20 protein-coding genes and 1 tRNA gene are annotated in these 19,766 nt (G+C 56.5%); 13 read left to right on the top strand and 8 right to left on the bottom strand.

The window, feature by feature from the left end:
• Nucleotides 1-82: 82 nt before the first annotated feature.
• Both AC0V60_RS04000 and AC0V60_RS03995 read right to left on the bottom strand, forming a co-directional pair.
• The gene (locus AC0V60_RS04000; RefSeq protein ID WP_486177241.1) at nucleotides 83-424 is read right to left on the bottom strand and encodes a PepSY domain-containing protein; all 342 of its coding nucleotides are present in this window, start codon (nucleotides 422-424) and stop codon (nucleotides 83-85) included.
• Nucleotides 425-553: 129 nt separating this feature from the next.
• The gene (locus AC0V60_RS03995; RefSeq protein ID WP_486177240.1) at nucleotides 554-1,288 is read right to left on the bottom strand and encodes an SIMPL domain-containing protein; all 735 of its coding nucleotides are present in this window, start codon (nucleotides 1,286-1,288) and stop codon (nucleotides 554-556) included.
• Between the two features lie 146 nt (nucleotides 1,289-1,434).
• Here AC0V60_RS03995 and AC0V60_RS03990 point away from each other — a divergent pair, with 146 nt between their 5' ends.
• A complete protein-coding gene (locus AC0V60_RS03990; RefSeq protein ID WP_486177239.1) occupies nucleotides 1,435-3,252 on the top strand; it encodes an ABC-F family ATP-binding cassette domain-containing protein in 1,818 nt (605 codons plus the stop codon).
• The gene (locus AC0V60_RS03985; protein ID WP_486177238.1) at nucleotides 3,249-3,848 is read left to right on the top strand and encodes a uracil-DNA glycosylase family protein; all 600 of its coding nucleotides are present in this window, start codon (nucleotides 3,249-3,251) and stop codon (nucleotides 3,846-3,848) included. The genes AC0V60_RS03990 and AC0V60_RS03985 overlap by 4 nt, the downstream gene beginning before the upstream one ends.
• Nucleotides 3,849-3,931: 83 nt before the next feature.
• On the opposite strand, the gene AC0V60_RS03980 is transcribed toward AC0V60_RS03985, so the two are convergent.
• Entirely contained in the window at nucleotides 3,932-4,417 is a 486-nt protein-coding gene (locus AC0V60_RS03980; RefSeq protein ID WP_486179432.1) for a DUF6456 domain-containing protein, read from the bottom strand.
• Between the two features lie 119 nt (nucleotides 4,418-4,536).
• Here AC0V60_RS03980 and AC0V60_RS03975 point away from each other — a divergent pair, with 119 nt between their 5' ends.
• Both AC0V60_RS03975 and AC0V60_RS03970 read left to right on the top strand, forming a co-directional pair.
• A complete protein-coding gene (locus AC0V60_RS03975) occupies nucleotides 4,537-5,133 on the top strand; it encodes a helix-turn-helix domain-containing protein (protein ID WP_486177237.1) in 597 nt (198 codons plus the stop codon).
• Between the two features lie 73 nt (nucleotides 5,134-5,206).
• Nucleotides 5,207-6,391, top strand: a complete 1,185-nt coding sequence (locus tag AC0V60_RS03970) for a glycosyltransferase (RefSeq protein ID WP_486177236.1) — start codon at nucleotides 5,207-5,209, stop codon at nucleotides 6,389-6,391.
• Nucleotides 6,392-6,491: 100 nt separating this feature from the next.
• On the opposite strand, the gene secF is transcribed toward AC0V60_RS03970, so the two are convergent.
• The 3 genes from secF to yajC form a co-directional block, all read right to left on the bottom strand.
• Entirely contained in the window at nucleotides 6,492-7,472 is a 981-nt protein-coding gene (gene secF, locus AC0V60_RS03965) for a protein translocase subunit SecF (protein ID WP_486177235.1), read from the bottom strand.
• Between the two features lie 17 nt (nucleotides 7,473-7,489).
• Nucleotides 7,490-9,019: a protein translocase subunit SecD gene (gene secD / locus AC0V60_RS03960; protein ID WP_486179431.1), complete on the bottom strand. Its 1,530-nt coding sequence runs from the start codon at nucleotides 9,017-9,019 to the stop codon at nucleotides 7,490-7,492.
• Nucleotides 9,020-9,152: 133 nt separating this feature from the next.
• A complete protein-coding gene (gene yajC / locus AC0V60_RS03955) occupies nucleotides 9,153-9,479 on the bottom strand; it encodes a preprotein translocase subunit YajC (RefSeq protein WP_486177234.1) in 327 nt (108 codons plus the stop codon).
• A gap of 275 nt (nucleotides 9,480-9,754) precedes the next feature.
• On the opposite strand from yajC, the gene AC0V60_RS03950 reads away from it, so the two are divergent.
• The 4 genes from AC0V60_RS03950 to AC0V60_RS03935 all read left to right on the top strand — a co-directional run bounded on the left by AC0V60_RS03950 (nucleotide 9,755) and on the right by AC0V60_RS03935 (nucleotide 13,504).
• Nucleotides 9,755-9,831: transfer RNA gene (locus AC0V60_RS03950), tRNA-Pro, on the top strand.
• A 180-nt stretch (nucleotides 9,832-10,011) separates the two neighbouring features.
• Entirely contained in the window at nucleotides 10,012-12,093 is a 2,082-nt protein-coding gene (locus tag AC0V60_RS03945; RefSeq protein WP_486177233.1) for a TonB-dependent receptor plug domain-containing protein, read from the top strand.
• Nucleotides 12,094-12,126: 33 nt separating this feature from the next.
• Nucleotides 12,127-13,008 carry an HpcH/HpaI aldolase/citrate lyase family protein gene (locus tag AC0V60_RS03940; RefSeq protein ID WP_486177232.1) on the top strand — a complete coding sequence of 294 codons (882 nt, stop codon included), beginning with the start codon at nucleotides 12,127-12,129 and terminating at the stop codon, nucleotides 13,006-13,008.
• An 82-nt stretch (nucleotides 13,009-13,090) separates the two neighbouring features.
• Complete coding sequence (locus AC0V60_RS03935) at nucleotides 13,091-13,504, top strand: holin family protein (RefSeq protein WP_486177231.1); 414 nt, start codon at nucleotides 13,091-13,093, stop codon at nucleotides 13,502-13,504.
• A 36-nt stretch (nucleotides 13,505-13,540) separates the two neighbouring features.
• Here the strand turns inward: AC0V60_RS03935 and AC0V60_RS03930 are convergent, their stop codons facing one another.
• Together AC0V60_RS03930 and AC0V60_RS03925 are read right to left on the bottom strand one after the other, a co-directional pair.
• Nucleotides 13,541-13,984, bottom strand: coding sequence for a MarR family winged helix-turn-helix transcriptional regulator (locus tag AC0V60_RS03930; RefSeq protein ID WP_486177230.1), 444 nt, complete (start codon nucleotides 13,982-13,984; stop codon nucleotides 13,541-13,543).
• A 14-nt stretch (nucleotides 13,985-13,998) separates the two neighbouring features.
• Nucleotides 13,999-15,123, bottom strand: a complete 1,125-nt coding sequence (locus AC0V60_RS03925) for an Acg family FMN-binding oxidoreductase (protein ID WP_486177229.1) — start codon at nucleotides 15,121-15,123, stop codon at nucleotides 13,999-14,001.
• 146 nt (nucleotides 15,124-15,269) lie between these two features.
• Between AC0V60_RS03925 and AC0V60_RS03920 the strand changes: the two genes are divergently transcribed.
• The 5 genes from AC0V60_RS03920 to AC0V60_RS03900 all read left to right on the top strand — a co-directional run bounded on the left by AC0V60_RS03920 (nucleotide 15,270) and on the right by AC0V60_RS03900 (nucleotide 19,669).
• A complete protein-coding gene (locus AC0V60_RS03920) occupies nucleotides 15,270-15,665 on the top strand; it encodes a BLUF domain-containing protein (RefSeq protein ID WP_486177228.1) in 396 nt (131 codons plus the stop codon).
• A gap of 46 nt (nucleotides 15,666-15,711) precedes the next feature.
• The gene (locus AC0V60_RS03915; protein WP_486177227.1) at nucleotides 15,712-16,152 is read left to right on the top strand and encodes a type II 3-dehydroquinate dehydratase; all 441 of its coding nucleotides are present in this window, start codon (nucleotides 15,712-15,714) and stop codon (nucleotides 16,150-16,152) included.
• Nucleotides 16,153-16,261: 109 nt separating this feature from the next.
• On the top strand, nucleotides 16,262-16,750 hold the full coding sequence (gene accB, locus AC0V60_RS03910) for an acetyl-CoA carboxylase biotin carboxyl carrier protein (protein ID WP_486177226.1): 489 nt from the start codon (nucleotides 16,262-16,264) through the stop codon (nucleotides 16,748-16,750).
• A gap of 7 nt (nucleotides 16,751-16,757) precedes the next feature.
• Entirely contained in the window at nucleotides 16,758-18,107 is a 1,350-nt protein-coding gene (gene accC / locus AC0V60_RS03905) for an acetyl-CoA carboxylase biotin carboxylase subunit (RefSeq protein WP_486177225.1), read from the top strand.
• A 242-nt stretch (nucleotides 18,108-18,349) separates the two neighbouring features.
• Nucleotides 18,350-19,669: an NAD(P)/FAD-dependent oxidoreductase gene (locus tag AC0V60_RS03900; RefSeq protein WP_486179430.1), complete on the top strand. Its 1,320-nt coding sequence runs from the start codon at nucleotides 18,350-18,352 to the stop codon at nucleotides 19,667-19,669.
• Nucleotides 19,670-19,766: the final 97 nt, after the last annotated feature.

Here is a 19,766-nt window from a genome sequence, read left to right as displayed (position 1 = left end):
TTGCGGCGAGCGCGTCAAGCAAACGTAGGCGCTGAAACGTGCCTTAGTCCCCGGACAATTCATAAATGCGATGCCTTGGCCCCTACCTGCTGCGATTGATAATGCGGCCAGTGCGCGCATCAACGTCAACATAGGTCACACGGCCATCGCGAATAAACTTAAGCCGGTAAGCGCGCGCGGTGCTGTCATAGGAAGGCCCCAAATATTCAGCTCCGCGCATACCGGGAAGCACGCGCTTTTCGATTTCACGTAAAGAAAGCTGGTTGCCAGCCCGCATTTCGCGGCGCGCTGTACCTTGGTCGGTGCGGGTTTGATCTTGAACCGCGACGCCGGCCGCCACAACAGAAGTTGCAGAGCCCGCGCCCAGCATCACCGTCAATGCGGCGCCGCCCATAGCGGCCAAAAGAAAACGGCGGTTTGTCATCGTGGCTTCATGCCTAGCCCAGTTGCATTGAACAAGTACTGAATGCGCATATTACATTGCGTTCAGGCACGTAAGCCCTTGTCACGCATCTTTACGCCAGCCTTTGCAAGACACCCTTGCTGGCCGCTCCTATCGGCCAGCCCCGCGCACCATTTCATATTTGATCGACAGGCTCACCCCGGTCGAAACTTGGCCCGGAAGGACAGGTGCCGCTGCCAAGTCGGCTTCGGCAACAGAGCGCATGACCGGTGCACTGACCTGCCCCCTACCTTGAATGCTTTCGCTTACCGACAGCACTTCGATGCCATCATAACCAAACATCTCAGCATAGCTTTGCGCTCGCTCCTGCGCACGTTCAATCGCACGTTTGCGAGCAAGCGCCTTTGCCTCGGTGTCGTCTTCAATGCTAAAACTGGGTCCGGAAAGATCGGTCGCGCCCGCGACAACCAACGCATCAAGCGCAGCGCCCGTCTCTTGCACATCGCGCAGTTTCACACTGACGCGGTTAGAGACTTGATAGCCGCGAAAGACCTGCCGCTGATTTGGTCGGTCATAGTCATATTGCGCATTGAGATTGATGCCGGTCGTTTGAATGTCTTTCTCCGGCACGCCAAGCGCCTTGATACGATCAACGACGCTTTGCATCTGGCGCGCATTCATGCGCATGGCCTCAACTGCTGTTTTCGCTTGGCTCGTGACACCTGCACCAATCGTCACAAGGTCTGGTTCAGCCGTCACACTTTCAAAGACGGATAACTCTATCACCGGGCCATTGGCCTCAATCTCCACTTGCTGGGCCATAGCCGCAATGGGACTTACGAAAAGAGCAGCAGCAGCGCCGAGCGCAAATGTTTGACGGATCATCGAATATACCTCCTAGTATTTGTGGCCTAGTACCCGATTTTGCCTGAGCGTGCAGTGAACCGGCACCGCCTTGTGATGACTTAGTGATGACTTGGTTTGTGAGGACTTGGCAGTCTGGGTACAAGAGCGTAACGGCGCACTTAGCAATGGCACAACCTCCAATCCTCTCATGGGAAGGCCTTTCCCTGCAACAAGGCGCGCGCTGGCTTTTCGGCGGGCCACGGGCCGGAGAAGGCGCTGAACCTATTGACCTGCATATCTTGCCAGGAGATCGTTTGGCGCTCATTGGCAGGAACGGTGCTGGCAAAACCACGCTTCTGAAACTCATTGAAGACCGGATCGAGGCAGATCGAGGAACGCGGCGGGTTAAGCCGGGCACGCGCATTGTCTTTCTTGAGCAAGAGCCTGATTTTAGTGCTTTTGACACGCTTATGGATTTTGCGTTGGCAGGAGAGAACGCTCCTGCCGCTTACGAGGTTGAGGCGATCGCGGGCCAGCTTGGCATTGACATGGGCACGGATGCGGCAACGGCTAGCGGAGGCGAGAAACGCCGCGCCGCCATTGCCCGCGCGCTTGCTCAAGACCCCGATTTGCTGCTGCTGGATGAGCCGACGAACCATTTGGATCTGAGCGCGATTGATTGGCTGGAAGACTGGCTAAACCGCTATAAAGGCGCGTTTATTACGATCAGCCACGACCGGACGTTCTTGAAGCGCCTGACGCGGGCAACCTTGTGGCTCGACCGGGGAACACTGCGCCGCAAAGAAGTGGGCTTTGGCGGCTATGAGGCGTGGGAAGAGCAAGTTTACGCCGAAGAAGCGCGCGCTGCCGAACGCATGGACGCAAAGCTCAAAATTGAGGCGCATTGGTTGGAGCGCGGCGTCACTGCGCGGCGCAAACGCAACCAAGGCCGCCTTGAAAAACTGCACCAAATGCGCGCGGCCCGAGCGGCGATGATCTCCGATACCGGTTCCGCCAAACTCAAGCTCGCCAACGACGAGGAGTTTAAATCCAAATCGGTTATCGTCGCTGAAGGCATATCCAAGTCCTATGACGGCCGCGCGGTCATCAAACCCTTCACCCTTCGCATCCAAAATGGTGACCGCATCGGTATTGTTGGGGGCAATGGAGCGGGCAAGACGACGCTGCTCAAAATGCTCACCAAGGAGCTTGAGCCTGACAGCGGCACTATTACCCACGCGCGCACATTGAGCGGGGTCATGATCGACCAACAGCGCAAGCTTTTGGAACCGGGTTCGACTGTACGCGATATTCTTGCGGAAGGAGGCGATTGGATTGATGTGCGGGGCGCGCGCAAACACGTCCAAGCATACCTTAAGGACTTTCTGTTCGACCCCAAGATTGTCGATACCAAGGTCGGCATTTTGTCCGGCGGTGAGCGCTCACGGCTTCTTTTGGCGCGCGAATTTGCGCGCACCGCCAACCTCCTTGTTCTGGACGAGCCCACCAATGACCTCGACCTCGAAACACTCGATCTGCTTCAAGAGGTAATCGCAGACTTTGATGGCACTGTCCTCATCGTCAGCCACGACCGCGACTTCCTCGACAAGACTGTGACCGTAACGCTGGGTCTTGATGGTACAGGCCGGGTCGATATCGTTGCAGGCGGATATGAAGATTGGGAGGCCAAGCGCCGCAAGCCCATCGCATCCAAACCCAAAGCGGTTCGTCCTGAGCCGGCCGAAGGACCCGCACCGGCACCTGCCCCCACCTCCGCGAAGCTCTCCTACAAAGACCGACGCGATTACGAACTCTTACCCGCCCGTATTGATGAGCTCGAAGCAGCCATCAACAAGGGGGAGATGATCCTGGCAGACCCCGACCTCTTTGCTCAAGACCCCAAGCGTTTCGCCAGTATCTCCAAAGGCTTGGAGAACGCCCGCACCGAAAAAGACGCAGCAGAAGAACGCTGGCTGGAACTGGCTGAGCGGGTTGAGGGATGAGCGGTGCAGCGCAGGCCGAAACTCTTTACAGGGAGATCAAAGCCTGCACCGTGTGCGCCCAGCACCTGCCACTCGGCCCCCGCCCTGTCGTTCAATTTTCGCCGGCCTCGCGCATTTTGATCATCAGTCAGGCCCCCGGCACAAAGGTCCACAAAACCGGCCTCCCATGGAACGACGACAGTGGAGAGCGACTGCGCGACTGGCTTGGCCTTGAAAAGCCGGTGTTTTACGATCCTGACTGCGTGGCCATTATGCCGTCGGGATTTTGCTACCCAGGAAAGGGGCAAAGCGGCGACGCTCCGCCTCGCCCGGAATGCGCTCCCCTCTGGCACGACCGTATCCTCGCTGTGCTTCCCAAAAAGCGCCTCACATTGCTTATCGGCACCTACGCAGTGAAGCGTTACCTGCCGCAGCTGCGTCGTCAGACCCTCACTCAAACAGTTCATGACGGCGAGCAAGTCAGCGACGCCATCGGCCCCGTTATTCCTCTTCCCCACCCCTCCTGGAGGGTGCGGATGTGGATGGCCAAGAACGAATGGTATGAAACGCAGACGCTTCCTGATATACGCCGCCGTGTCGCAGAGGCTTTGGCGTAGTTTCACCGGGGCAGCATGCTTGGGCTCAACCCATTTGGCACAATTGGCACATTTGGCACATGGGCCGAAGCCAAAAAACCGCCTCACCTAATGCGGTAAAAGTCAGCCACCCGCTCAAGCGCCAGTTGCAACACCAATTTTCCGCTTCTTGCCGGCCAACCCAGCGCTTTTTCCGCCTGTGGTAGCCCCTCACCAGCACACACCACCCGCCATAAAACATCCTCCAGCCCCTTGCCCGCGGCGGCTATCGCACCGTCAAAGCGCTGTTTGGCTGCCACTTGCCGCTCGCTCGGAGTGAGACCGGCTTCCGCGCCTCCTCTATTCCCCGTTTTGATCCGCACCGGGTCCCACCGCATCGTCATATTGGGTGAGAGTTGTGCCCGCTCATAATCACCCCGCAGAGCTTCACCAGCATCAAACAAACGATCGGACAAATGCCCGCGCGAATGAAGCCACGCAATTGGAGACTCTCCCAGATTGACAGTCACGCTGCGGCGCTTGCCTTGCGCACTGCTCGCCCTCTTTGGTCCCTCAGATGTCAATTCTCGTTCAACCAGCCTGCGCACGATCACACTCCTTTTCACCAATTGGGTTAGAACAGACTTGCAATCCCACTAGCGATGTAGGAAAGGTCTTATTGCCGATTTGGTTACATATGACACCGCATTCGCAGGGGGCTCAGAAGTTCATGATCAATCGAATTCGCGAAATTCGAAAGGCGAGAGGAATGACTTTGGCGGATCTTGGAGCCGCTTGTCATCCCCCGACGACGGCTCAAACCATTGGCCGCCTCGAAACAGGCATGCGCACCCTTTCCACCAAATGGATGGAGCGGATTGCGATTGCGCTTGATGTTAATCCTGAAGTTCTGGTGCGCTCTAGCGAAAGCCCACGGGCAAAAGTAATCGCTGAGATCGGGACGAATGATCCCGAGGCGCTGAAGTCACCGCGTGATGCCGTTCTGCCAAGCGAAATGTCCACCGGTCAGGATGATGAGCCTATGCTCGTGCTCGAAGTGACGGCACCAATTGGCGAATACCGCACAGGCGATACCGTATGGCTTCGTCAAATGGATGCGTGGGCCACGAAAGATCAGGACTTTCTGGCAGCCATGAACCGTGATTGCCTTGTCCCTAGGCCTGGTGGACGATTTGCCTTTGGGCGTTTGATTGACAAAAAAGGGCCTCTGGTTGGCATCTTGCCTGCACAGGCAGGTCAAAAACAGCAAGTTATCGACAACCCCGATTGGATTGCAGTTGCGGTGATGCTTGTGCGCCCGCTTTAGGCCGCAGACCGGCCATGAAGTTCGTTAAGATAAGAGCGCTAACACAGCCTCCCCCTAGCGGAGACACACCCCAGTGAAGCATGTTTTGTCAATCAGCACTCTGTATCCCAATGCGGTGAACCCGCGATTTGGGACGTTTGTTGCACGCTCAATGGAAGCCTTGGCAGAGCGGGGAAGTTGGAAGGTGAGCGTGGTCAATCCCATCGGCCTGCCCCCGGTGGCCCTTGGAAGGTACCGGGCTTTATCCAAACTGCCTGAGCAAAGTGAAGAAGACGATGTGAGCGTGCACCGTCCGCACTTCACCCTGATCCCGGCGGTTGGCGCGCGGCGCAATGCCTCTGCGATTGCGAAAGCGGCCCTGCCAGTGGTTGAGCGCATTCATGCTGAGACGCCGATTGATCTGATTGATGCGCAATTCTTCTTTCCTGATGGCCCCGCAGCCGCATGGGTCGCCCGGAAGATGGGCCTTCCCTTGTCGCTCAAAGCGCGCGGGTCAGACATCACCTACTGGGGCACGTTTGACTTTGCCCGCGACCAGATGATCGACGCAGCGAGCCGAGCGAACGGTCTTCTGGCGGTGAGCGGCTCATTGAAGCAAGAAATGGCCGCAATTGGCATGCCGCTAGAGAAAATCCAAGTTCACTATACCGGCCTTGATCGCGACCGTTTTCGGCCTCTCACCCATACCCAATTGCGCCCGCAGCTGAGTTTAGAGTTGGGTTTCCAAATACCTGACAACGCGCCTCTTTTGGTGTGCGTTGGCGCATTGATTGAGCGCAAGGGTCAAGACATTGCAATCGCCGCTCTGGCGCAGACACCGGGCGCGCGGCTGGTGCTTGTTGGCAAGGGCGATGACGAGGCGCATCTGCGCGAGTTGGCGCGTGATCTGGGCGTTGGCGAGCGAGTGCATTTTGCAGGCTCGCTCGATCACGACACGCTCCCGCTTATTCTCTCAGCTGCCGATGTCATGGTGCTCCCAACGAACAACGAAGGTCTTGCCAATGCGTGGGTGGAGGCGCTTGCTTGCGGTACGCCTGTGGTCACGTGTGATGTGGGCGGAGCGCGCGAGATCATCACAAATTCCACCGCAGGACGGCTGGTCGAACGCACCCCCGAGGCGGTCGCTCAGGGCATCGCAAAAGTGCTTAACGACCCGCCAATGCGCCGGGCCGTTGCTGCGTTAGCGGAAAAGTTCAGCTGGCAAACCAATGCGATTGAGCTTGCCGCCTATTACGATGGTCTGATTGCGCAGCAATAGGCTGCGGACTGAACGGCCTGCAGGATCGCAGGTGCTCGGTCGCATATTTGAGGAACCTGCTCGCAGAGGACAAAAGCGCGAACGCGCCTTAGTCGAGCAATCAAATTTCGCCCAAAACCTTCTTCTCTTGGATATCAGCCTCTGTCTCTTTGGGAACAAAGCTGTCCGAGGTGACGCCCAGCCAGATGAGAATGGGCGATGCCAGATAGACACTGGAATAGGTCCCGATAAACAGACCCGCAGTGATCGCAACCACAAGTCCAAACAGGCTCGAGGGGCCAGCAACCAGCAGCGGCAAAAGCGCCACAAGTAAGGTGAGCGAGGTCATCACAGTCCGCGCCAAAGTTTCGTTGATCGACAAATCAAGAAGCTCAGGCAGCGGCATCTTGCGGTACTTTTTGAGGTTCTCTCGAACACGGTCGTAAACAACGATGGTGTCATTCAAAGAATAGCCGATGATCGCGAGGATGGCCGCAATAATCTGAAGGCTAAACTCAAGCTGGAAAAGCGCAAACATACCCAGAGTGAGCGAGACATCATGGAACAGCGCGAACAGAGCGCCGACCCCAAACTGCCATTCAAACCGGATCCAGATGTAAAGCGCAACAGCAACCAGAGCAAACAGCAATGCAAGCGCGGCATCGCGGCTGAATTCTTCGGCGACCTTACCTGACACCGTGTCGTTCCCATCAGGTCTCACATTGTCGAACTCGGCCTGAATAGCAGCGACGACATTGTCACCGATGGCGTTGGCCGCGCCCTCACCTTGTTCTTCGATATTTTCAGGTAAAGGCACCCGGACCGACACGCGGTTCGCCTGCCCGAATTCTTGAACCACAGGCGTGCCGTATCCAAGCCCCTCGACCAGTTCGCGCAATTCGCCAACGGGGGCGTCGTCTCGCTCTTCGAACACAAGCTCGACCTTTTGGCCGCCTGCAAAATCAATACCAAGGTTAAGACCATTGACCGCCACGAGGCCCCAGCTTGCAGCCATCAGAACAAGGCTGGCAATAAAGAACGGTAAGCGCAGGCGCAGAAAGCGGATGTTGGTGTCTTGGGGGACGAGTTTGAGAAGTTTCATATGCTCTCGCCTGCCTCTTAAATGTTGATGTCTTTAGGACGGTTCGAGGCAAGATAGCCCGCGACCCACATGCGAGTGAGCGTTAATGCGGTGAAGACTGAGGTGATAAGCCCGATCACCAAAACCACTGCAAAGCCCCTCACAGGGCCTGAGCCAAACCAGAACAGCAAAGCGCCTGCGATAAAGTTGGTGATGTTCGCATCGTAAATGGCTCTAGAGGCTTCTTTATAGCCGTTTTCGACCGCAGTAATCACTTTTCGCCCGCGCTTTCGTTCTTCCCGAATGCGTTCATTGATGAGCACGTTCGCATCCACCGCCGCGCCCACTGTGAGAACGAAACCGGCAATCCCCGGCAACGTCAAAGTGAAGTTCCCGATCGCCATTAGGCCAAGCAGGATGAGCACGTTGATAACAAGCGCCCCGGTCGCGTAAATGCCAAAGCGGCCGTAGGTTGCAATCATCAAAGCAATCACCGCGATGCTTCCGATCAACATCGTGATCATACCCGAACGGATGGACTGTTCACCCAATTCTGCCGACACGGTTCGCTCTTCGATCACTGTCAACGGCACCGGCAAGGCCCCTGAACGCAGCTGGATTGCCAGTTGGTTGGCACTGTCGGGGGTGAAACTGCCCGAGATCTGCGCCGCCCCGCCAAGGATAGGCTCGTTGAAAACAGGAGCCGAGATCACTTCCCCGTCGAGCACAATGGCAAAACGCTGCCCAACATTTTCGGTTGAAAGCTGAGCGAACTTTTGCCCGCCTTGCGAATTGAACTGGATGTTGACGACGTTTTGATTGGACTGCGGATCTACCCCGGCCTGTGCGCCGGTTAGGGTATCGCCGCGAATGCCGCCCAATCGCTTCACCGCTTCAAAACTGCCCGCGAATTGGGAATCGCCGGCGTAAGGGAAAATCTGGCTGCCTGGATTGGCAACACCGGCCTCAGTGTTGCTCGGCAGCGCCTGTTGGTCGACCAGTTTAAATTCGAGCTGAGCGGTTTTTCCCAGAAGGTCCTTCAATGCCTGCGGGTCTTGCAAACCTGGAACCTGCACCACAATCCGCGTCGGGCCCTGCCTTACAATCGTGGGCTCGCGAGTGCCCAGTTCGTCGATCCGGCGGCGGACGACCTCGATCGCGCTTTCCATGGCGTTGTTGACCGCAACATTGAGCCCGCTGTCCGTTGGTACCAGAACCAGACGCTGCGTATCGACAACCTCCAGTTCCCACTCTTGGCGCAGCGAACCGTCAGTGCCCATCATCATCGGTTCAAGCAAGCTGCGAGCCCGGTCGATATCAGACGCCGATTCCAGCAAGAGCGACAAGCGCCCATTGCCGCGCGAGGTATCGCCGAAACGGATGCGAGGATTCGCCTGGCGCAGCGCCGCTTCTACTGCTTCTTCCATATTTTCCAGCCGCTCAGCCGCCACATCATCCGGATCAGCCTCGAGCAAAAGGTGCGAGCCGCCCGCCAAATCGAGCCCCAAATTGACCTCAGGCGCATCCTCGCCAAGGTCGATACCAGTCGATGACAGCAAGGACGGCATCGCCGCCGCGATCAATGCGAGGGTCAAGGCCCAAAGCGATATTTTCTTCCAGAGGGGGTATCAAGCATGAGAGCGCATTGATCCTATTGAGATGTATTTAGGATGGCCAGAGAGCCAAAGATGAACAGGGCGCTTAATCGTTCGCTGCGGGCTTTGAGCCGGGCTCAATCAGATCGGCGATTGTGTGTTTGACCGCTTTGACCCGCACGTCTTTGGCAAGCTCAATCTCGGCGTAGGTGTCGTCAGTTTTGATGACTTTGCCCACGAGCCCTCCCTGCGTTACGACCTCATCGCCTTTCTTAAGGCCGGAAACACGTGCCTGATGCTCTTTCTGCCGCTTCATCTGAGGGCGGATGATCAGGAACCAGAAGATCACCACCATCCCAACGATTGGCAGCCAGTTGATCCATGCAGGAGGCGCATCACCGGCGGCTGCGGCTGCGGTAAGAAGTTCGAGCATATCTTTTAAAAACCTATGTAAATTCTCAAGATAAGTCCGTGAGCGGCATTGTCGCAAAAAACCATAAGCAACATTTGCTGCCCCGTAGTTTGCTTACGATCCCTCTCCTGAACACATTCGTTCTCGGGCTTAAGTGGGCGCGGTTAGCAGCATTGCAAGCGCCCCGCAATTGGCCCGCTCAATCGAGCAGTGCATGATCATAGGTTGCGAACACCGCAGGATCGGCGCTTGCCAGCGTTACAAGGTCGGCTTATAGGCGCGCCACTCCACCGGTTCGGGAAGTAGCGCAGCCTGGTAGCGCATCACACTGGGGGTGTGGGGGTCGCAGGTTCGAATCCTGTCTTCCCGACCAGTGGAGTGATCATTCAAATCCGCTCAGCCAAAAGCTATTGATCGAAGGCTCTTCGTCGGGAATGGTGACCCTTTCGTCCTTTGACACTGTTCAAATGACTCGAATTTTGATTTCAGGCGCGCGCAAGGAAATTTCATGATCGCCAAGCCTGCTCCCTTATCATTTTTTCGAATAGTGTCGTTGGCAGGTGTAGCTCAAATCGCGCTCGCATCCGCGCCGATCCATGCGCAAGACGAGGCCCGCGAACAAGTAGACCCGCCCGAAGAAACATCTGATGAGGCAAAACAAGATTCTGGAACGCGCGCGGTGTTTATGCCTGAGGACTTTTCCCGCTTCGCCCCGCGTAGCGCTGCGGACATGGCCCGCCAGGTCCCAGGTTTTTCCATCCGCGAAGGTGAAGGAGCGCGCGGTCTTGGTGCAGCCGATACCAATGTCCTGATCAATGGACGCCGCATATCCGGCAAATCCAACGGTCCTGTTGAAGCGCTCGGACGTATTCCGGTGGAAGAGGTTGTCCGGCTGGAGCTTGTCGACGGCGCAAGCCTCGATATCGGAGGGCTCACCGGACAGGTCTTGAACGTCATGACAGCAAGAAGCGGCGGGATCACCGGCACGTTCCGTTACGCGCCGCAGATTCGCACACGAGGCACGCCGCCACGCTTACTCGAAGGACGGGTTTCTTTTGCAGGTGGCGGGCAAAAGGATGAGTGGACCCTCGCGCTTGAAAACGATTCAAACAGGCGCGGCGATGACGGGGTCGAATTTGTCTTCGACGGCAATGACACTCTGATCGACACACGCGATGAGCAAGCCAACTTTGCCTTCGATACGATCAGTCTTGCAGGTTCCTATTCGCGCGTCGCTGGCAACGGAAATGTTCTCAACCTGACAGGCGAAGTGAACGGGTTTATCCGGCGCAACAGCGAGATTTCGGAACGCTCTGGCACCATTGATCCGGTTGACCGTCTTCGCACGTTACGCGGCACAGAGGACGAGTTCAATTTCGAGGTCGGCGCAGACTATGATTTTGTGATTGCTGGCGGGCGGCTGAAATTGATCGGCTACCACCGGTTCGAGGACAGCCCGACCACTAACTCCGTCTTGACGCAGTTTGCCGATGGGAGCGCTGAAGAAGGGTCCCTCTTCACCCGAGACGCCGACGAAGCCGAGACAATCGCACGCGGCGAATTTACCTTTGGTGCGGCTGGCGGGGACGTGGTGCTGGCGCTTGAGGGGGTCAAAAACTTCCTCGATATCGAAGCTTCTCTCGAGGCACGCGATGATCAGGGGGTTTTGCAACCGGTTGTCCTTACAGGGGCAAACAGCCGCGTTGACGAAGACCGCGCAGAGGCGAGTGTCACTTACAGCCGCCCGCTTGCTGCTAACCTGCAACTGCAAACGAGCCTTGGCGCAGAATATTCGCGCATCAGTCAGGACGGGCCAACAGGGCTCACGAGGACATTTTTCCGGCCAAAGGGGTTTGCTGCGCTCGATTGGAAAGCAAGCGACACCGTCAACATATCTGGCCGTATCGAACGCGAAGTCGGCCAGCTCAACTTCTTCGATTTTATCGCTTCAGTTGATTTGGATTTCGGCAATGCCAATGTGTCGAATGTCGAACTTGTCCCGCCACAGCTTTGGCGCATCGAGCTTGAAGGCAATATTGGCCTTGGCGCTGTGGGAACGCTGGCCTTGCGCCCGTTTTACGAAGACGTCTCTGATATTGTCGATCTCATCCCGATTGATGGCGGAGGCCAGGCGCCGGGCAATATCCCTTCGGCGAGCCGCTTTGGTGTTGAAGGCGATATAACGCTACTCTCTGATGGCTTGGGATGGCAGGGCACACGCTTTGATGCAGGCTTTCGTCTTGCGAACAGCTCTGTACGTGATCCCTTGTTAGGCAATTCGCGCAATCTTTCTGGCTTCGAGACCGCGCAGGTCGATTTTGAACTGCGCCACGATTTCGCCTCCTCTGATTGGGCAACCGGCGTGACAGCGTTTTGGAACGACAGGGCGGCCGATGTGCGCCTAGACCAAATTTCCCTGCAGCGAGAAACCTTCGGATTTGCGGGTTACTACATTGAGAACAAGGACGTTAAGGGTGCAGTCGTCCGCCTGGCGATTAACAATATCCTCGACCGAACAAACAAGATCGACCGTACCGTTTTCCTCGACCGCGCCGCTGGCATAGTCGATTTTCGCGAGGACCGGGATCGCAGCTTCGGACAAATCTTCACGCTGGAGATTGAAGGAACCTTCTGAGCGCTTTATTCAGCAAGATGAAGAGGATTTTCCATGATCACCGCCCCGACCATCAAAATGCGCAGCTGGCTGTTTGCGCCGGGTGATAGCGAGAAGAAAATGGGCAAAGCCATTGCGAGCGATGCCGATATTGCGCTTTTCGACCTTGAAGACTCCGTCGTTCCAGACAGCAAGGCAGAGGCGCGCCAAATGGTGGCAGACGCTATTGCAAACGCCCCCGATAAACGCCGCATCTGGGTGCGGGTCAATCCCCTTTCTGGAGAGTGGACTGAGGCCGACCTTGATGCTGTCATTGCCGCAGGACCCGGAGGCATCTTTCTGCCCAAATCCGAGGGCGGCCATGATGTCGCAACCCTCGATACAATGATCACCTCACGCGAAAATGCGGCGGGAATTGCAGAAGGAACAACCAAGATCGCTGCACTCGTCACAGAAACCGCGGCCGCGATGTTCACCACCGGCACCTATGACGCCGCACCGCGCCTTACCGCCATGAGCTGGGGCGCAGAGGATCTTTCAAGCGAATTGGGCGCGAGCGAGCAGCGTGGCCCCGGCGGCGAGTACACCCATGTCTTTGAAATGGCGCGGTCCTTGTGCCTGCTCGGCGCGATAAAGGCGGGCGTTTTGCCCATCGAAACGGTGCAACCCGAATTTCGCGACCTCAACGCGCTTGAAACGCGCGCTCGCCGGGTGCGCTCGCAAGGGTTTCGCGGTATGCTGGCCATTCACCCCGCCCAAATTGCCCCCATAAACGCTGCCTTTACCCCGAGTGATGATGAGCTCGCCCATGCCCGCGATATTGTCGAAGCCTTTGCCCAAAACCCCGCCGCTGGCGCGCTGCAACTAAACGGCAATATGATCGACCGCCCACACCTTGCCTTGGCGCAAAGGTTGCTGGCAGAAGCTGGCGAATAGGAATAAATCTAGGTAATTCTATTTTCCTACACGAACCCATTTGGTTATTTCGAGAGCGACTCATGTAAAGGAGAGCTCGCATATGGGATTGCTCAACACGCTTATTGGACCACTCACCAAGCTGCTCGACAAGATCATCCCAGACAAGGAAGCGCGCGCCAAAGCGCAGCTTGAACTTATTCGGCTAGAAGGCTCGCAGGAGATGGACCTAATCGAGGCGCGTCTTCAGGCCATCGTTGCAGAGGCGAACTCCAATGACCCATGGACCAGCAGAGCCCGGCCGAGCTTTCTTTACGTCATGTATGTGCTGATCCTCACCGCCCTGCCCATGGGCTTACTCAGCGCATTCAATCCAGGCATTGCCAGAGATATCGCAGGCGGAATGAACGCCTATCTTGGCGGTCTTCCTGAGCCGCTCTATGCGCTGTTTGGTACGGGGTATCTTGGTTATACAGCGGCGCGCCAATGGGGCAAAATCAAGGGTGTCGACAAATAGGGGCTCCCCGTTGCCGGACGAAGCGCATCTGTTTTGCTAATCGCGCAATTTGTCCAAACTTGCGCGAACACCGGCGAGCAAAGGCAAGAGCGCGCTCACTTCCTCATCGCTAAGCACGCTTTGGGCTTCGCCGATGGGTTTATCCATCAGCTCTAGACAGCGCTCGCGCATCGCTCGCCCCTTTGGCGTAATGGCAACCAATTTGCCGCGTCCATCCGAAGGGTTTTTGGCGATCTCAACCAATTCTGACCGCTCCATCCGGGCCAGCGTGCTGGTCATTGTGGCGCGGGTCACCTGAAAGGCGCTGGCAAGGTCTTTGGGCGCTTTTGGCCCTTGCTCAAGCCTCACGAAATGGTTGAGGATACCAAATTGGGCGATTGTCATGCCGTCAGGCAGCACTGCGGCTAAGGCCGCGTTCGACAATTGGTTTATGATCCCAATCTCATTGAAAAGGGCGAACAATTCGGAGCGCTGTTTCATTTTCAGGCGAAGCCCTAACTCACAAATTTCTCAAGCGGCCAACGCGGTGCCGGACCGGTCTTCGGACCATAGCCAAGCCGGGCGAGCATTTGAACTCGCTCCTCTCCCTTAGCTCCCAAAACATCGTGGACGCGCCGGTAATTGGCTGAAACCTCGTCATATTCCTGCAAGGTCTGGCTCATAGGATGCATCGCAAGGCCGAGCTGTGTCGCACGAAGGTTTGCCCGAACATATTGCCTTCCCGCTTCTATCTGATCAATCCGCGAATTGGATGGGGTTTTTATCCAGATAAGCGACGGCACAGAACCATAGGTTTCCTGCATCTGATCAACGCCCAGTTGAAATGCGCTGCTATCCATGTCGGCGAGCAATTCACGGTTAATCTGACCGGTCACAATGCCTGCCTCAATCATTGGGCCTGACAGGTCAATCCCATCGGGAGCTGCTGCCACTTCTTGATAGCCTATTCGCATCAAATCAACGCTCTCCATATGAGCGTCATGCGTGGTCATTTCTGTTTTGATTGCCTCAATAATTTCCCCGCGAAGTGCTGCGATTTTTGCCGGGTCCGCTGTGCCCTCCCCGCCCGAGGCAAGCACTTGGCTGAGTTCGGCCTCAGAGACAATTCGCGAGCTATCATAGGCCTCTTTGTTTGACCTTCGATGGACAATTGCATCGAACAGCGGATCGGGACTGGCGCTGCCAGTGTCTTCGAACTTCAGAAGCGCAACAGGATCCGAAGTCAGTCGCGCTGTTTCTTCTGCGTTTGGAAACAGCTCGGCCTGCATAGCGACACCGCGCTGAGCCGCAGCAATCCGCGCCACCTCGAGGAAAGCTCCAAACCCGATCGTTATCTGCCGGTCAAATGGATCTGTGACCGGAAGACGCTTATCGAGATCGCAAGACAGAATTGCTTCTTTCTCACCCCGCATTTCGATCAGCCACGGCTGCCGATTGTGCGGGTTGGGCGCAAGGATCGCATGGCTAAAGGCATCAAGCCGCACATCATCGTGCACAGTTTGGGCAGCGACCCAGGGCTCGAATGCGCTGTCTGGGGAGCAAGTGACACGCCAAACCCCGCCAGCCGCGATCAATCCTAAAGCACCTCCGCCTGCCGCCAATACGTGCCGTCTTTGCATTACCGCCTCCTTTTAATTAGATATCTAATCATCACGGATTTAGTTTGATACCTTATTAAATGCAAGAGGCAATTGGAGAGTCTCAGATTGCGTTTCAGATCGCGGCGTTAACCCCCGGACAATAAATTGGATTTATCCCTCAAGAAATGATCCAGCTTGTATACACCAGCACCGCGTCAGAAACTTTGGGTTCCGGCGACGTTTTTAAGATCGTTGAAAAATCAGCGAAGAACAATGCGAGCGCTGATCTGACCGGCTTTTTGATATATGCCAATGGGCGCTTTTTTCAGGTCATTGAGGGGCCGGTTTCGAGTGTCGACATCCTCATCAACACGCTAAAAACGGACCCGCGCCATCACGCGATCAAGATTGCGTACCACTCGCGCATCCTCGAGCGCTCTTTCCCGAACTGGCGGATGAAGCGGATTAAACTGGCCGAAAACGACACTCTGCCCATTGATATAATGCCCGAACTTAACGCGGCGCCTGCAAAGATTAAACTGGCTGCCGAGAAATTTCTGGGTCTTGCGCTTGCGGGTTAGCACGGATCGCTTTGCGGTAAAGGTCTGACGCGCTAGGACTGCGAGCATGTCCAATCTTGTCTATGTTCTCAACGGTCCGAACCTCAACCTTCTCGGTCTTCGCGAGCCTGAAATCTATGGTTCGACAACCCTCGATGAAATCGCAGGCATGCTTGAAGATCAGGCGCGCGAACATGGGTTGAGCATTGATATGCGTCAGACCAATCACGAGGGGATGCTGGTTGACTGGCTCCATGAGGCGCAGGCCGAAGGCGTCAAGGCGGTCCTGCTGAATGCGGCGGCTTACACCCATACCTCTATCGCGCTGCTCGACGCCATCAAAGCGATCACGACGCCTGTGATCGAGGTGCATTTATCAGACCCTAAAACGCGCGAGGAGTTTCGGCACATTTCCTACGTGGGACTTGGAGCGGCCAAAACGGTAGAGGGGCATGGTGCAGATTCTTACCGCATTGCTTTAGACATCGTAATGTCAGACCAAGTCTAGCGATTGCAAAGAAACTTTCACATTTCCCGGAAATTGCCACTTGCCAGCCACAATTGGGGTGAATAGGCACGCTCAATAATCTTTCCCAGGGGTCACATCAGAGGAACGAATGGCTGACAAAAAGCCGAACGCTGGCAAGTCCGGCATGAATGTCGATACCGCTTTGGTCCGCGAGCTTGCAGAGCTCTTGAACGAGACCGGGCTCACCGAAATCGAAGTCGAAGATGACGACCGCAAAATCCGCGTTGCTCGCGGCTCAGCGGTTGGAACTTTTGCGGCTGCTCCCGTGGCAGCGGCACATGCTGCGCCCACGGCGGCACCTGCCGCTGCGCCCGCACCTGCGGCTCCGGCGGCTGACGACCATGAAGGCGCGTTCAAATCGCCTATGGTTGGCACCGTCTATCTTGCGGCTGAACCGGGCGCTGCAAACTTTATCAAAGTCGGCGACAGCGTTGCCGAGGGCGACACATTGCTGATCGTCGAGGCCATGAAGGTTATGAACCCAATCACCGCTGACAAAGCCGGCACGATCAAAGCGATCCTTGTGGAAAATGCTCAGCCGGTTGAGTTTGACCAACCTCTCGTCGTTATTGGGTAACTAGACGATGGCAATTAAACGCATCTTGATCGCTAATCGCGGCGAAATTGCTCTGCGCATTCACCGTGCGGCTCATGAAATGGGGATCGAGACGGTCGCGGTGCACTCCACCGCTGATGCCGAGGCGATGCATGTGCGGCTGGCTGACCATGCGGTGTGTATTGGACCGCCTGCGGCCACTGACAGTTATCTTAACCACGCAGCGATCATATCCGCCGCCGAGGTCGCCGGGTGCGATGCTATCCACCCAGGATATGGCTTCCTGTCGGAAAACGCGAAATTCGCTGAGATTGTTGAAGCGCACGATATCGCATGGATCGGGCCAAAGCCTGAGCATATCGTGACAATGGGCGACAAGGTTCAGGCCAAGAAAACCGCTGGTGATCTGGGCTTGCCGCTGGTTCCGGGCTCTGATGGTGCGGTTTCTGATCCTGAGGAGGCCAAGAAAATCGCCGCCGAGGTTGGCTATCCGGTAATCATCAAGGCCGCATCTGGCGGCGGCGGCCGCGGCATGAAAGTGTGCGAGAGCGAAGATCAGCTTGCGACGCTCATGCAGCAAGCGGGCTCCGAGGCAAAAGCCGCGTTTGGCGATGCAACCGTCTATATCGAGAAATACCTCGGCAATCCGCGCCACATCGAATTTCAGGTGTTTGGCGATGGCAAAGGCAATGCGATCCATCTGGGTGAGCGCGACTGCTCGCTTCAACGCCGCCACCAAAAGGTTCTCGAAGAGGCCCCCTCCCCCGTAATCGACCACGAGATGCGGATGCATATGGGTGAGGTGTGCTCCAAGGCGATGCGCGATATGGCGTATCGCGGCGCTGGCACGATCGAATTTCTTTGGGAAAATGGCGAGTTTTACTTCATCGAAATGAACACCCGTCTTCAGGTTGAACACCCTGTGACTGAAGCCATCACTGGCGTCGATCTTGTGCGCGAACAGATCCGCATTGCTGCTGGCAAACCGCTATCTGTGGCGCAGGAAGACCTCGAATTCCGGGGCCATGCAATCGAGTGCCGGATCAATGCAGAGGACCCGTTCACCTTTGCGCCCTCGCCCGGGAAAGTGCATTCCTATCACCCGGCTGGCGGCATGCATGTGCGTGTCGATTCAGGGCTTTACGCAGGATACTCAATCCCGCCCTATTACGATTCCATGATCGCCAAGCTCATCGTTTACGGCCGCGACCGTGAGGGGTGCATTATGCGCCTGCGCCGCGCGCTTGAAGAGATGGTGGTTGAGGGTGTGAAAACGAACATTCCGCTTCATCAAGAGCTACTGCGTCAAACAGACGTGCTTCACGGTGATTATTCGATCAAGTGGCTAGAGGAATGGTTAGAGAAGCGCGAGGGGTGAAGTCGCCCACTCCAAACCCATCACAGAAACCCGGTAGCAATGCTGCCGGGTTTTTTGTTGCAGGACAGCTGACACTTTGACTTTCGGGCACAAAACGCAGGTTCGTGTGTTGCACCACTAAGCCCGTACACCGGGCAGCAACCCTCGCGGGATCGGGGATGATAATGGACGCCTTGTTTATGGAACATCACACGATCACCCCGCAGAAGAGCAAACCCCTTCCCTCTCCCCCTTATGCACGCATCCGGAAAGGCGCGCGCAAGACGCAGATCGTGGTTGTCGGCGGAGGCGCTGGCGGCCTTGAGCTTGCACGCAAGCTGGGCGCAAAATACGGGCGGCGCAATCACGATATTATTCTTGTAGATCAAAACCTTTCACACATTTGGAAGCCGCTCTTGCACGAGGTTGCAGCAGGCTCACTCGATGCCAATATGGACGAAGTCGGATACCGAGGTCACTGCGCCCGCTGGGGTTACCGGTTCTTTCAGGGAACTCTTGAAAGCATCGACCGGAGTGACCGCACTATTCGCCTGGCTCCGGTGCTCGACGACGAGGGCAGAGAGATCATCGGTGCCCACACTATCCGCTATGATATGCTGGTCCTTGCCATAGGATCCGTGTCGAACGACTTTGGTGTGCCGGGCGTGAAAGAGCACTGCCTTTACCTCGACAGCCGCGCGCAGGCCGATCGGTTTCGGACCAAGCTTCTCAACCACTGTCTCCGAGTAAGCCGGGCCATGCTCACTGACCCAACCGCCGATGAGCGGGTCAAAGTGGCGATTGTCGGCGGCGGTGCGACGGGCGTGGAACTTGCCGCAGAGCTCTACAATGCTGCGGCTGGCCTAAAACACTATGGTCTTGAAGTGTTTGATGAAAGCCGTCTGGAGGTTACCTTGCTCGAAGCAGGCCCGCGCATTCTCCCGGCACTTCCCGAACGCTTATCCAATTCGGCGCGGGGCGAATTGGAAGCGCTTGGCGTCAAGGTGCGTGAAGGCGTCCAGATCGTGAAGGCATCCGGCAAAGCGCTCATCACGAAAGAGGGTGAGACGCTGCACGCGGATCTTATGGTGTGGGCAGCAGGCGTGAAAGGGGCGGATTTCCTCAGCACGCTTGGCCTTGAGGTGACACCGCGCAATCAGATCGTGGTCAAGCCCACCTTGCAGACTGTGACCGACCAGGACATTTTCGCCATGGGGGATTGCTGCGCGTTCGTACCCGAAGAAGGCGGCCCGCAAATTCCTCCCCGCGCGCAAGCTGCGCATCAGATGGCGGAAACCGTATACCACAACATTCGTCTCCGCGAGCGTGGACGGCCTCTCCAAACCTTTACCTACACAGACAATGGCTCGCTGATTTCGCTAAGCCGGTTTTCCACCGTGGGAAGCCTGATGGGCAATCTTGTCGGCGGTGCGATGGCGGTCGAGGGTCAGATTGCAAGGTTCATCTACACCTCGCTTTACCGGATGCATTTGATCGGCATCCACGGCTGGATGAAGGGTCTTGGCCTGATGGTTATCGGCCGGGTGAACCGCATTGTTCGGCCAAAACTGAAGTTGCACTGACGCGCTAGAACTCGAGTTTCACCTTCGCTTCTATCCCATCCGCATTCCAGCCGCCGACGCCCTTTTTGATGACATTGGCTTGCGCTTCTGTATTTTC

This window comes from Erythrobacter sp. S259, assembly GCF_057364965.1.
This window is presented reverse-complemented; position numbering and strand designations above follow the sequence as displayed.